We start from the raw sequence: 13,487 nt of genomic DNA, 5'->3' as shown, positions 1-13,487 counted from the left end.
ATGAACAACAAAGTATACTTCACCCCCGGGCCGTCAGAACTGTACCCTACCGTGCCACAACACATGAACACGGCATTGCAGGAGAAGATTGGCAGTATTTCACACCGCAGCAAACAGTTTCAGGAGATATTCGCACATGCGGTGGCGGGGCTACGGCAGCTGTTGCAATTGCCAGAAAACTACGAGGTGCTGTTCCTGGCGTCAGCGACGGAAATATGGGAACGCGCTATTCAGAATACCGTTCAGCAGGAGAGCTTTCACCTGGTGAATGGCTCATTCTCGGCTCGCTTTTTTGAAACAACGCAGGAACTGGGACTGAAGGCGCAAAAGCACGAAGTGCCGTTCAGCGAGGGTTTCGACGTGCCAGGCATTACGGTGCCTGCATCTGCAGAATTGGTAGCGCTTATCCAGAACGAAACCAGTTCCGGTGCCGCTATGCCTGTAGCTGAAATCAACCTTTTTCGGGAAAAAGCTTCTTCGGACGCCTTGATTTATGTAGATGCTGTTTCTTCGCTGCCAAATCCTGCTTTCGATTTCTCAAAAGTGGATGCTGTTTATTTCTCTGTGCAGAAGTGCTTCGGCTTACCAGCAGGTTTAGGCGTGTGGCTCCTGAACGACCGTTGTATTGCTAAAGCAGAAGCCCTGGCTGCCCAAGGCCAGACTATCGGATCTTACCACAGCATACCGGCTATGCTGAGCAAAGCCAAAGCAAACCAGACGGTGGAAACACCCAACGTGCTGGACATTTACCTGCTGGGCAAAGTAGTAGAGGATATGAATAGCAAAGGCGTGGAGGCAATCAGAGAAGAAACAGAAGCGAAAGCCAGCCTGATTTATGAATACCTGGAACAGAGCAAGACCTTTACGCCCGCGGTAGAGAACCCCCAACACCGTTCTCCTACTACCATTGTGGCCAATACCTTAGTGCCAGCATCAGAAGTAAACAAGCGCCTGGCTGAGTTTGACATGGCAGTAGGAAGCGGCTACGGCAAGTACAAGGAAACCCAGATACGCATCGCCAATTTCCCCGCCCACAGCCCGGAACAGGTAAAAGCCTTGGTAGAGAAACTAAAAGAGCTGTTTGAGTAAACAGCATAGAATAACCCAAACAGAAAGAGGTAGAACGGTCCACGTTCTACCTCTTTTCTTTTATAACTCTCTAACTTTCTAACTCAAAACACCTGCCTTATCTCCTGCTTCACATAACTGAGAGCACGGGAGGTCGGATCCTGCTCTGTTGCCAGCACACTTTCCAGGATGCGTTTGGCCAGATCAGTGCCACGGGAGTTTTCGGGCAGTTCCTTGTAAGTTTTGTTAATTAGGTTCACCACATCTTCGCGGGCGTGCTTTACCTGTTGCCAGGCCTGCTCCGTCATGTACACCTGTTGCGACATGTTATGGTTAAATTCATTGCGGATCTCGTTGAGCAGCACCCGGTGGTATTCGGCAGCCGTCTGTCCGGAGGCGCCCACACGCAACAATAGGTTGCTTGGCGTAATACGCTCCAGCAACAGTACAATGCGCTCATAGGCCTGCAAACGAATCGGCAGCACTACCTCTGCATTTTTTTGCCGCAACTCCAGTAGCTTTATTTTATGATCCCGCTCGTAGTGCTTTTTCACGAGGTAATACATTGCCACCGCCACGATGATAGCTGGTAGTGCGATTTTTAAGAGGTCTATAATAAATATGAGAAATTCGTTCATGTTAGTTGTCTGATGAAAGCTTAAATATCGTAAAAAATTAACGGAAGATACATGAATCATTCAGCCGGTTTGGCTGTTAAATGAGTACACAAGATAGCCATGCCGCATAATTCAGAAGAATTGTGTAAGTTTGTGGCTACAAATAAAAGAGCGTACACTATGGCAACAGAAACTAAAACTGCACCTATTACTTTGACTGAAAAGGCCTTAGCGGAGGCTAGAAATATAATGCAGGAAAAAAATGTACCAGCAGAATACGGCTTGCGCGTTGGTGTGCAAGGCGGCGGATGCTCCGGTATGTCTTACCTGCTTGGCTTTGATAAGCCAAAGGATTCTGATGAGACTTATGATTTAGATGGGCTGACACTCATTATGGACAAAAAGCATGGCATGTATGTGATAGGCATGGAAGTTGACTTCCAGGATGGCCTGAACGCGCGTGGCTTTACGTTCAGCAACCCGCAGGCGAAGAGCACATGCGGTTGTGGCAGCTCTTTCTCTGCATAATCGAAACCTTCTTTCTCTTTGATAAGCAAAGCCCGGTCATTTGGCCGGGCTTTGCCGTTTTTATCCGTATAGCTCACTCAGACGCTCGCAGGAGCTGCGCACGCTGCGAGGTCTTTGAGCGTAAGGCTGAGAGCACTTAAGCTAGCAATGTGAGCAGAGCTTTAAAACGTTCGGGTCATGCTGGCGGGAACCACAATAACATAGTCGGCTTTCTCTTTGTTTTCCTCTGATAGCTTCTCCAGGTCATCTTGCAGCAAGGTGGTAATAGTAACAGTTTTTAGCTGGGGTTGTCCCTGCTTCAGGTACCAGCCAATGCCTTCAAAATTATCCGAGTGATAGGCACCGTTAATGTGGAGCAACTTGTTATCTTGCTTTACCTGCTCCAGTATGAAATGCGCCATAGTGGCATCTTTTAGCGCCTGCGCCTGCACTATATTCTCGCTTTTGGTATTGCCATGCGTACTGCCTCCGAACATACCCATCATACGCTTATACCCCGGCAGGTTCATGTCCACCTGTATCGGAAGCGGTGCGATGTACTTTTTCGCTTCCTCTGAAATACCTCCCAGCGCACTTAGGCTACCTGCTGATACCATGGCCGCATATCGCCTGGGAACATTGGTGGCAACAACAGGAATTCCATTTTCCTTAGCGTAGCGCAATATTGGTTTATAGTCTGTTTTATAATTAGGCCACGGCCGCGACTCCTGCTCAAAGTTCGCCTCCGGCGTCAGGTTCGCCAGGTACTCGTTTAGTACCAGTTGCACATCTGCCTCAAACATCTCTACTCCTATGGCAAAGTTCTGCGGGTGTGCCTGGTGTAAATCCTTCGCCAATTCTAACTGCAGCCAATGCGCAATCGGGTCGTTGTGCTGCTCACCGAAGAGCACTACATCAGCTTTCTCAAGTTCCTTCAGCATTTTACTATAGCTGATATTCTTACCCTCCTTTGTGAACAGGCGGTAAGCAGGCTTATCTTTATTCTGGGCAGAGGTAACAGCAGTAACCATTAGTAGCAACAAAATCAGGAGCGGCAGATTCTTCATTCAGTTTGTGATTATCAAGCAAATTTACAAAAAAATAGCCGGCCTTTGGTTGGGGCCAGCTATTCTTGTTTTATGCTACTATGTACGTTTATACTCTATAAAACAGCCACTTCGACAGTTCTTTATAATTAATCTTTTTGCCATACATCAGGATACCGACACGGTAAATGCGGCTTGCAATCCAGGTGGTAAATATAAAGCCAGCTATCAGTAGCGCCATCGAGAGCAGCAGTTCCCAGGCGGGCACGCCAAAGGGCACCCGTACCATCATCACAATCGGGGAAGTGAGCGGGATAATCGACATCCAGAAAGCCACCGGCCCATCCGGGTTCTTCAGCACAACAGAATACGACATGATGAACGCAATAATCAGCGGAATCGTGATAGGCATCATAAACTGCTGCGTATCTGTCTCGTTGTCTACTGCTGCTCCAATGGCTCCGAAGAGGGAACCGTAGAGCAGGTAACCTCCAAGGAAGTAGAATAAGAAGCAGCCAAAAATCAAGGCAATGTTCAGGTTAGCGAAGCCACGCTTCACATCGCTGATGGTGTTAGCAACTTCATTTTCCTGCGGTGGGTTATCCACTGTAGAAGTAGCTGTTGCTTCTTCCTCTTCCTCCCCCTGCGCAGCGGCCTGCCCTGCTGCAAACTGTGCTGCCGGCGACGGCGCTGCATCGATTCCGAAAGCAGCAGAAACGGCAGTTACGGCTACAAAGGAAAGCACAATCCAGAGCAGAAACTGTGTGAGGCCTACTGCGGCAATGCCTATAATCTTACCCATCATCAGTTGGAAAGGCTTCACAGACGAAATCATTACCTCCACAATGCGGCTCGTTTTCTCCTCAATTACACCCCGCATAATCTGGACGCCATACATAAAGATAAAGAAGTAGATGATAACGGCCCCGGCCACTCCGGCAATAGACGTAATAATGGCGTTGTTGTCTTTCTCGCCTTCACCACTTAAGTTGATGGTGCTCAGCTTCACATTGGCCTCTATTTTATCCAGCGTCTCCCGGTCCAGGCCGGATGCCAGGAAGCGCTGGTTCTCAATTTCTTTCTCCAGCGTGTTCTCCAGGCGAACCTGTGTTTGCAGACTGGTGTTTTTCTTGCCGTACAAGGTGATGCCCTGCGGATTGTCAATCGACATTTCAGGGATGTAAAGCAGGGCAGTATAATCCGTTTCCTGATAAGCCATTTTCGCCTGCTCCAGCGATCCTGCCAGCGGAATAAACTTCAGGTCCTCTCTGTCCTGCAACTTATCTTCAAACAAGCCGCTTTCGTCCAGTACCATCACCGTCTCCGTGTCTCCGGACATGGTAATAAGCAGGCCCGGCAAAATCATGAAAGCAGCCAGCAGGATGGGTGTCAGCAGCGTCATGATAATGAAGCTCTTTTTACGGACACGCGTCAGGTATTCCCGCTGTATAATCAACCAGACTTTAGACATGGTGTGTCTCCTTTACTTTTTGAATGAAAATATCATTTATACTTGGTACCAACTCTATAAAAGAGTGTATCTCCACGCGCTGAATCAGGTAACGCAGCAGGTCATTGGGAGTCGTGTTATTCAGCAGCCGGATATTAGCCCTGAAAACGCCATGGTTATCGTGCTGTTCCATCACCTGAAAGTCCGGAGACGTAATCAGTAGCCTGCCGTTCCCTATCACCTGGAAGGTATCGGTCTTATAAGTGTCCTTTACTTCCTTTACAGGCCCGTCCAGCACTTTCTGCGCCTGGTTGATAAGAGCTATATAATCACACAGTTCCTCCACCGATTCCATGCGGTGTGTGGAGAAGATAATGGTGGCGCCCCGCTCGCGCAGGCGCAGGATCTCGTCCTTTATCAGGTTGGCATTTATAGGGTCGAAGCCGGAGAAAGGCTCATCGAGGATAATGAGCGATGGCTCGTGCAACACCGTAGCAATAAACTGCACCTTCTGCTGCATGCCTTTTGAAAGGTCTTCGATGTTCTTGTTCAGCCAGTCACGGATCTCAAAGCGGTCTACCCACGTTTTAATACGCGCCTTCGCATCAGCTTTGCTCAGGCCTTTGAGTTGCGTGAGGTAGAGCAGTTGCTCCCCCACCTTCATCTTCTTATAAAGCCCACGCTCTTCCGGCAGGTATCCTATATCCTTGATGTGGTTTGGCCGCAAGCGGTCTCCTTTGAAAAATATTTTGCCACTATCAGCCCCTGTAATTTGGGTAATGATGCGGATAAGGGAGGTTTTACCGGCACCATTAGGTCCCAGCAAGCCGAAGATACAGCCTGTTGGAATTTCGAAGCTCACATTATCGAGAGCCACATGGTTGGCGTAAGTTTTGGTTACGCCTTCAATTTTCAGAATGCTCAAAGCTGATATTCTTTTAGATTTATTTAAAAATACCTTTCTAAATTGTAAGCAGCAACAATATATAATCTACCATCTATATTAATCGACAAACCTTGTTAATAATCTGATGAAACAGGTTAAAAAAGAACGAGCAACGCTTCTCACGCCTGCCCTCCTGCACTCAAACTGTTTTGCGCTGTTTTGCACTTCAACCAACAGCTTGCTGATCAAATGTACACAGTAAGGGCGGCGGTTACATGCAAATACTCATAGAACGAACGAGCCCTGCTTTTATGTAAAAGCAGGGCTCGTAATTGTTACTGTATATTCACTTCTTCTACTGAAAGTAGTCCTTCACTTTCTCAAAGAAGCCTTTTTCATTTTTACCCGGGTGCGGTGCGAAGTTATTGGAGTCACGCAAGCCTTCCAACGTCGCTCTCTCCTCGCTGCTCAGCGACTTCGGCGTCCACACATTCACGTGAATCAACTGATCACCTTTCCCGTAGCCGTTGATGTCCTGCACACCTTTGCCACGCAGCCTGAAGATTTCTCCGCTTTGCGTACCTGGCTTAATAGTGATTTTTACTTTTCCCGTAATTGTCGGTACTTCTATTTCTGCACCTAAGGCCGCATCCACAAAGCTGATATATTGGTCGAAGATAACGTTGTTGCCCTCACGCTTTAACGTTGGATGCGCCTCTTCCTCAATCTGAATAAGCAGGTCGCCTGGTACACCACCGCGCTCCGGCACGTTACCTTTACCGCTCATAGACAGCTGCATGCCATCCATTACACCGGCCGGCACATTGATAGAGATAACTTCTTCCTGGAGCTCCCGGCCGCTACCGTTGCAGGTTTCGCAGTTATGCGTTACAATGCGTCCTTCCCCGTTACAGGTAGGGCAGGTAGCGGTAGACACCATCTGGCCCAGCATGGTATTCACTACTTTGCGCACCTGGCCGGAGCCCTGGCAGGAGTTACAGGTTTGCATGTCGGTGCCGTTCTTCGCGCCGTTACCACCACAGGTGCCGCAGGCTACATAACGCTTCACCTTTATCTTCTTCTCTACGCCGTTGGCAATCTCCTCCAGGTTCAGCTTCAGCTTAATGCGTAAGTTGCTGCCCTTGCGGGTACGACGGCCACCAGCAGAGCGTCCGCCTCCAAAGAAGCTTTCAAATGGGCTGCCACCGCCGCCGCCGAAGATGTCGCCGAACTGCGAGAAGATATCCTCCATGTTCATGCCGCCGCCGCCGCCGCCGAAGCCGCCGTTCATACCCTGGTGGCCGAACTGGTCGTAACGTTGGCGCTTCTGCTGGTCGCTCAGCACCTCGTAGGCCTCCGCTGCCTCTTTGAATTTGTCCTCGGCAGTGGGGTCGTCCGGGTTCTTATCGGGGTGGAATTTGATGGCGATTTTGCGGTAAGCTTTCTTTATCTCATCCTGGCCTGCGCCCTTGCTTACACCCAAAACCTCATAATAATCTCTTTTAGCCATAGCTTACGCTCCTATTATTACTTTCGCGAAACGGATTACCTTATCATTCAGGGTATATCCTTTCTCAATTACATCTACTATTTTGCCTTTCATCTCTTCTGATGGGGCAGGAATCTGGGTTACTGCTTCGTGCATGTCGCTATCGAAGCTGTCGCCTGGTTTGATTTCCATCGGCTTAAGGCCCTTCTGCTGTGTAACGTGCTTCAGTTTATGAAACACCAGCTCAAGCCCCTGCAACATCGCATCCACGTCTTTAGTTGCTTCTATAGATTGGCGTGCACGCTCCATGTCATCAATCACCGGCAGCAAATCACTCATTAAATCCTGAGTGGCTGTTTTGGCAAGGTCAATGCGCTCTTTGGCCGTTCTGCGTCTAAAGTTTTCAAACTCAGCCATCAAACGGATATATTTATCTTTCATTTCTGCCAATTCTGCAGTTGGTCCGCCATCCTTTGCGCCTTCTGTAGTCTCAGCTTCTTCTGTGTTGTTCTCGTTTTCCTCCTGAGCTTCTGCTTCAGTAGTATTGGCAGTAGTATCTTTTACTTCTTCTTTTTCCTGCTCTTTCTTAATATCTTTATCTGACATAATGCCTTAAAAAGTTAGGTTAATAAGTCTTCTTTGTTTTGTCAATTAACTTGCCAAACCCTCATTTGTGCCATTCTGACATCTGATAATTTTGAATACCTGAATTTTGAATGACTGAATAGCTGAATGTGCTTGCAAGGCTTTATACTTAGGTTAGCTGAGCTATAGCCTCTGCCGTTGTTGTGGGTTCTCACCAACAACTATAACTGCCTTTACTCTAACTCCTGCTGTTTCGGCTTTAGCTACCTTAGCCCCCTCCTCTGCTATTTTAACATAAAACAGTTACCACTCCTTTTGCCGATTAAGTTATTGGTGAGAACACACAACAACGGCAAGGTTTTACTGCCATTTAACCATTCATTACAAAAAAATCGGTAGGCAGCTTTGCAGCTCTCTACCGATCTTGTTTTTTATAATCAGAAGCTTCAGCTTAGCTGTTAAGCGCCTCCCAAATCATGTCTTTTAGTTTAGGAATGTTTTTCCCGCTGATGCTGGAGATAAATACGGCAGGCAAATCGGCAGGCAAAGTTGCCCGCATTTCAGTTTCCAGTTCCTCATCCAGCATATCAGATTTGGTCACTGCCAGAATACGCTTTTTATCAAGCAGCTCCGGGTTAAACGTTTGCAGTTCATTCAGCAGCACTTTATACTCTTCGGCAATGTCGGCACTCTCGCAGGAAATCATAAACAGCAGCATGGAGTTCCGCTCAATATGCCGCAGGAAGCGCAGGCCCAAGCCTTTGCCCTCAGAAGCACCCTCTATTATACCTGGTATGTCAGCTATTACGAACGACTTATAATCGCGGTAAGCTACCACACCCAGGTTGGGCGCCAACGTAGTGAAGGCGTAATTCGCTATTTTAGGTTTAGCTGCAGAAACAACGGATAGCAGCGTCGATTTACCTGCATTCGGGAAACCTACCAGACCAACATCGGCCAGCAGCTTCAATTCCAGTACTACCCACTCCTCTATGCCTGGCTCTCCGGGTTGCGCGTAGCGTGGGGTCTGGTTAGTGGCAGATTTAAAATGGGCATTCCCCAGGCCGCCGCGTCCGCCTGGCGTCAGTATTATTTCCTGTCCGTCTTCGGTTATTTCGCATTTGAACTCACCGGTTTCGGCATCCCGGGCGATGGTACCAAGCGGCACCTCCAGCACGTCGTCTTTCCCCTGCGCTCCAAAAGAGTGGTTAGGGCCACCATTATGGCCGTTTTCCGCAATCACGTGCTTGCGGTACTGCAGATGCAGCAGTGTCCAGAGCTGAGCGTTGCCTCTCAGAATAATGTGTCCGCCACGGCCTCCGTCTCCCCCGTCAGGGCCGCCTTTGGATGTCATTTTATCGCGGTGAAAGTGCGCGGAGCCACCACCACCGTGACCGGAGCGTGAACAAATCTTAACGTAATCTATAAAGTTGCTTGAAGCCAAATCGGGTAAGCGTAAATGTGCTTATTTCTTATTTTGTTCTTTCAATGTATCTATCTGCTGAGACAGCTCATTGAAAATATCCTCTATCTCGCCGATGCCGTCTACTGCAAGGTACTTTCCTTGCCCGGCGTAATAGTCTGCCACCGGGGCTGTTTTGCTGTTGTACTCCATAACACGCTTGCGAATCAGCTCCTCGTTCTGGTCATCCGGGCGACCTGATGTCTGGCCACGCAGCAACAGTCGCTTTGTCAGTTCCTCATCGTCCACGCGCAAGGCTATCATGCAGGTAATTTCTGTTTCGTTTTCCCGCATCAGTTTATCCAGGCTCTGGGCCTGAGGCACTGTGCGCGGAAAGCCGTCGAAAATAAAGCCAGCCGCATTACGATGCTCTTTTACTTTACTATCAATCATGCCAATGACCACTTCGTCCGGAACCAGCAGGCCGTTGTCCATCAGTTTTTTTGCTTCCATACCCAGCTTAGTGCCAGCGGCAATCTCTGAGCGAAGCAAGTCACCGGTGGAGAGGTGAATAAGGTTGTATTTTTCTATCAGCTTTTGACTTTGGGTACCTTTACCAGCACCTGGAGGTCCAAACAAAACGATGTTGAGCATATCTTGGCTTAATAATAAAAGACAAATGTATGTATTAATTGATGTACTTTCTAATCTTCAGCATAAGGGGCTAAGCATCAGCGTCCATTACCTTTAAAGGTTTACTAACGCGGCAAACAATCTTTAGGGTTACGAAATTATCTTATAGATGTCGCGCAGGTTACGCCCCAGCCCATTATAGTCTAACCCATAGCCCACTACAAAATCATTTGGGATTGACTTGGCCACATATTTAATATCCAGTTGATGCTGCAGGCAATCGGGCTTCAGTAAGAGACTGGCTACCTCTACAGAGGCGGGCTCAAGTGCCTTCAGTTGCTGCAGCAACCCCTGCACGGTATGGCCTGTATCTACAATATCCTCCAGCACTACTACATGCCGGTTCTGCACCACTTCCGTCAGCCCCAATATCTCTTTCACCTTTCCTGTACTTTTGGTATCCTGATAACTTGAGAGGCGGATAAAGGAGATTTCACATGGAATGGTGATGCGCTTCAGCAAGTCAGAAACGAACATGAAGGAACCGTTGAGCACTCCCAGGAACAGCGGCTGTTTGCTTGCGTAATCGCGGTCAATTTGCTCCGCCAGCATCACAATACGGGCGATAATCTCGTCCTCATAAATATAAGTATCGAACTTGCAATCGTGTATTTCAATAGTGCGCGGATTCATTTGAATATTTTTGGTGCCTGTACAAAGGTACGTATAATTAAAAAATAAGCCCAACACTAAGGTTGGGCTTATCGAAACTATAGCTGGCAGTGTCTACAATCGGAGCAGGTCCTGGCCAAACACCACCGTATTTTCCAGCTCGATATTGACTTTAGCTGTTTGCGGATAAAGCTCTTTTACATCGAGGTTAATTGGCTCCAGGTCTATAGGCGGCACCGGAATAGGAGGCTCCTGCTCCAGGGCAATATGCGGTGCTATCACCAGCGATACGATTGACATGAGCTTGATGAGGATGTTCATAGATGGTCCGGAAGTATCTTTGAAAGGGTCACCCACTGTATCACCGGTAACGGAGGCTTTGTGTGGTTCTGAGCCTTTGTACTCCATCACACCATTGATCATCACCCCTTTTTCAAATGATTTCTTAGCGTTATCCCAGGCACCACCGGCATTGGACTGAAACATAGCCATCAGCACCCCGGAAACCGTTACCCCCGCCAGGGTACCGCCCAGCACCTCCGCAGAGGATGTATCCGGAAACACATCCCTGAAGCCGAACCCGATGATGATCGGAACGAGCAGGGCAATAGCGCCCGGCAGCATCATCTCACGGATAGCGGCCTCTGTGGAAATGGCCACGCATTTTTCATACTCCGGCTTGCCCGTTCCCTCCATGATACCCGGTATTTCCCGGAACTGCCGACGCACCTCCTGCACCATCGACATGGCCGCTCTGCCTACTGCCGATATACACAAGGCCGAAAAAATGAATGGTATCATGGCTCCAATAAACAAACCTGCCAGCACAGGGGCTTTGTATAGGTCTATGGTGCGTATACCGGCTATCCCTACGAAGGCGGCGAAAAGAGCCAGAGAGGTAAGTGCCGCGGAGGCAATGGCAAAACCCTTACCGGTGGCAGCAGTGGTATTTCCAACGGCATCCAGAATATCGGTGCGCTCGCGTACCTCTTTCGGCAACTCACTCATTTCAGCTATACCACCGGCATTGTCGGCAATAGGCCCAAAGGCATCTATCGCCAGCTGCATAGCTGTGGTTGCCATCATGCCTGCCGCCGCTATAGCCACCCCATAAAGGCCCGCCGCAGAGTATGACAGCACAATGCCCGCTGCCAACACAATGATGGGCAACACTGTGGAGTGCATACCCACGGCCAGACCGGCGATGATGTTAGTGGCATGCCCGGTTGATGACTGCTGTACAATGGAATTAACCGGCTTTTTACCCATGGCAGTATAATATTCTGTAATAATGCTCATCAGCGCACCTACCACCAGGCCAACGATGACCGCCATGAACACACCATTGGCAGTAAAATCGAAGTTACGCAGGTTTAGCGTTTCGGGGAGCAACCATTGAATAGAGAAGTAAGCTCCTATGGCTGTGAGTATAACTGAAATCCAGTTTCCGCGGTTAAGGGCCGCCTGCACATCACCTCCCTCTTTTACGCGCACAAATAGCATCCCAATAAGAGAAAAAACGATACCCAGGCCCGCAATAAGCATAGGAAGGATAACAGGTGAGAGTCCTCCAAAATTATCTGTTACCTCCACTTCACGCCCCAGCACCATAGTTGCCAGAATAGTGGCCACATAAGAGCCAAAAAGGTCGGCACCCATACCGGCCACGTCGCCTACGTTATCGCCTACGTTATCGGCAATAGTGGCGGGGTTGCGGGGGTCATCCTCCGGAATGCCGGCTTCTACTTTACCCACTAAGTCGGCACCTACGTCGGCCGCTTTGGTGTAGATACCGCCCCCTACACGGGCAAACAAGGCGATACTTTCAGCACCCAGCGAGAAACCCGTCAGCACCTCCAGGGCGCGCTCCATCTCTATGCCGTTTACATCGGCACCTGTGCTGTGCACAAACATATAATAGAAAACGATGAACAGCGAGCCCAGGCCCAGCACTGCCAGACCGGCCACTCCCATCCCCATCACAGAACCACCCGCAAACGAGACGGTGAGTGCTTTGGAAAGGCTGGTACGCGCTGCTTCGGCTGTCCGCACATTCGATTTGGTGGCAATCCGCATCCCTATAAATCCTGCCAGGGCCGACAGAACAGCACCTATAATAAAAGCTACTACAATAAGCGGATGCGATTTCTCACCTGTATAACCCAAGTAAAAAAGGAAAATTGAGGCGATGATCACAAAATAGCCCATCACTTTATACTCGGCTTTCAGAAAGGCCATGGCCCCTTCGGCAATGTAGCGGGCAATGGTACTCATGCGCTCGTTACCAGTCGGTTGTTTTGTTACCCAAGCCGACCTTATCCAGGTATACAGAAGCGCTGCCAGACCAAAGGCAGGAATAGCGTAGAGAACAGTTTCCATTCAGTATAGTTAAGGGTTAGGCAATATTTATATATCCCTATTAAAGAAAGAATATTTTATAGACTTTTCCAAATGTTCCACAATCATCCCCTATGCCCACTCCTCCAGGCTATGCCACTATTTTTTAAGAAGTTATAACATCAAACACACATACAATACAGCTTTTCTCTGGTAAACATCACCACGTGTTCCACAAAAGAAAAGAGGCTGCCTCTTCTGCAGGGGCAACCTCTTTGACTATGAATGAGTTATCACTCACACACTTTTCTTTGATCAATAATCATCCTCGGTAATGGATAATGTATACGTAGCGTTTGATGTGTTCTTTTTTTGGTACACCCACCGCCGGGTATCATTAAAATTTATTTTGTAGGCGTTGCCATTTTTCGAGGCCTCAACCGTAAACCAGTAAAGTTCAGTATCTCCTTTCTCCTCGTCAAACACCGACTCATTTGCAAAGCCAGAGGTGTTATAGATTGTTTCTGTACTACCAGGCGCTATAGTATAATAGAACTTCCCATCTCCCTTTATGATCGTGCTCGGATTTTGCTTCACCTGCACCGTTACCTGAACAGTTGAGGCAGTGTTGTTCTGAATCCGGTAGCTATAGTTAACATCTTCTTCAAAAACCTCCTCACAGGAAGGAAGCAGTAAGAAGAGGAGGGCACAAAGGAGCCAGAGGCGTGGTGATTTTCCTGCTTTCATGTAGAGAGGGTGTTTTGTGAAATTAAGTGGCACCTGAAAGTAATGAAG

At 48.5% G+C, this 13,487-nt stretch carries 13 protein-coding genes; 2 read left to right on the top strand and 11 right to left on the bottom strand.

Going from position 1 to position 13,487, the window contains the following annotated elements; genetic code table 11:
* Window positions 1–1,089, top strand: a complete 1,089-nt coding sequence (locus tag DXT99_RS00895) for an aminotransferase class V-fold PLP-dependent enzyme (protein ID WP_115563625.1) — start codon at window positions 1–3, stop codon at window positions 1,087–1,089.
* 83 nt (window positions 1,090–1,172) lie between these two features.
* On the opposite strand, the gene DXT99_RS00890 is transcribed toward DXT99_RS00895, so the two are convergent.
* Window positions 1,173–1,706, bottom strand: coding sequence for a DUF7935 family protein (locus DXT99_RS00890; RefSeq protein ID WP_115563624.1), 534 nt, complete (start codon window positions 1,704–1,706; stop codon window positions 1,173–1,175).
* A gap of 159 nt (window positions 1,707–1,865) precedes the next feature.
* Between DXT99_RS00890 and DXT99_RS00885 the strand changes: the two genes are divergently transcribed.
* Window positions 1,866–2,213 (top strand): HesB/IscA family protein, encoded by a 348-nt coding sequence (locus tag DXT99_RS00885; RefSeq protein WP_115563786.1) that lies wholly within the window; start codon window positions 1,866–1,868, stop codon window positions 2,211–2,213.
* A gap of 161 nt (window positions 2,214–2,374) precedes the next feature.
* Here the strand turns inward: DXT99_RS00885 and DXT99_RS00880 are convergent, their stop codons facing one another.
* The 10 genes from DXT99_RS00880 to DXT99_RS00835 all read right to left on the bottom strand — a co-directional run bounded on the left by DXT99_RS00880 (window position 2,375) and on the right by DXT99_RS00835 (window position 13,439).
* Window positions 2,375–3,259, bottom strand: a complete 885-nt coding sequence (locus DXT99_RS00880) for a ChaN family lipoprotein (protein WP_115563623.1) — start codon at window positions 3,257–3,259, stop codon at window positions 2,375–2,377.
* An 88-nt stretch (window positions 3,260–3,347) separates the two neighbouring features.
* Window positions 3,348–4,709 (bottom strand): ABC transporter permease, encoded by a 1,362-nt coding sequence (locus DXT99_RS00875; protein ID WP_115563622.1) that lies wholly within the window; start codon window positions 4,707–4,709, stop codon window positions 3,348–3,350.
* On the bottom strand, window positions 4,702–5,613 hold the full coding sequence (locus DXT99_RS00870) for an ABC transporter ATP-binding protein (protein ID WP_115563621.1): 912 nt from the start codon (window positions 5,611–5,613) through the stop codon (window positions 4,702–4,704). Before DXT99_RS00870 ends, DXT99_RS00875 begins: the two co-directional genes overlap by 8 nt.
* A 316-nt stretch (window positions 5,614–5,929) precedes the next feature.
* A complete protein-coding gene (dnaJ, locus tag DXT99_RS00865) occupies window positions 5,930–7,084 on the bottom strand; it encodes a molecular chaperone DnaJ (protein WP_115563620.1) in 1,155 nt (384 codons plus the stop codon).
* A gap of 3 nt (window positions 7,085–7,087) precedes the next feature.
* Window positions 7,088–7,669, bottom strand: coding sequence for a nucleotide exchange factor GrpE (locus DXT99_RS00860; protein WP_115563619.1), 582 nt, complete (start codon window positions 7,667–7,669; stop codon window positions 7,088–7,090).
* 430 nt (window positions 7,670–8,099) lie between these two features.
* The gene (gene obgE / locus DXT99_RS00855) at window positions 8,100–9,092 is read right to left on the bottom strand and encodes a GTPase ObgE (RefSeq protein ID WP_115563618.1); all 993 of its coding nucleotides are present in this window, start codon (window positions 9,090–9,092) and stop codon (window positions 8,100–8,102) included.
* A 21-nt stretch (window positions 9,093–9,113) separates the two neighbouring features.
* A complete protein-coding gene (locus DXT99_RS00850) occupies window positions 9,114–9,704 on the bottom strand; it encodes an adenylate kinase (RefSeq protein WP_115563617.1) in 591 nt (196 codons plus the stop codon).
* A gap of 129 nt (window positions 9,705–9,833) precedes the next feature.
* The gene (gene hpt, locus DXT99_RS00845; protein ID WP_115563616.1) at window positions 9,834–10,376 is read right to left on the bottom strand and encodes a hypoxanthine phosphoribosyltransferase; all 543 of its coding nucleotides are present in this window, start codon (window positions 10,374–10,376) and stop codon (window positions 9,834–9,836) included.
* Window positions 10,377–10,469: 93 nt separating this feature from the next.
* Window positions 10,470–12,734: a sodium-translocating pyrophosphatase gene (locus DXT99_RS00840; protein WP_115563615.1), complete on the bottom strand. Its 2,265-nt coding sequence runs from the start codon at window positions 12,732–12,734 to the stop codon at window positions 10,470–10,472.
* A gap of 273 nt (window positions 12,735–13,007) precedes the next feature.
* Complete coding sequence (locus DXT99_RS00835) at window positions 13,008–13,439, bottom strand: hypothetical protein (protein WP_115563614.1); 432 nt, start codon at window positions 13,437–13,439, stop codon at window positions 13,008–13,010.
* Window positions 13,440–13,487 lie beyond the last annotated feature (48 nt).

Source organism: Pontibacter diazotrophicus, from assembly GCF_003367245.1.
Lineage (GTDB): Bacteria > Bacteroidota > Bacteroidia > Cytophagales > Hymenobacteraceae > Pontibacter > Pontibacter diazotrophicus.
The sequence above is the reverse complement of the archived record's forward strand: the minus strand, read 5'-3'. Positions and strand labels throughout refer to the sequence as shown.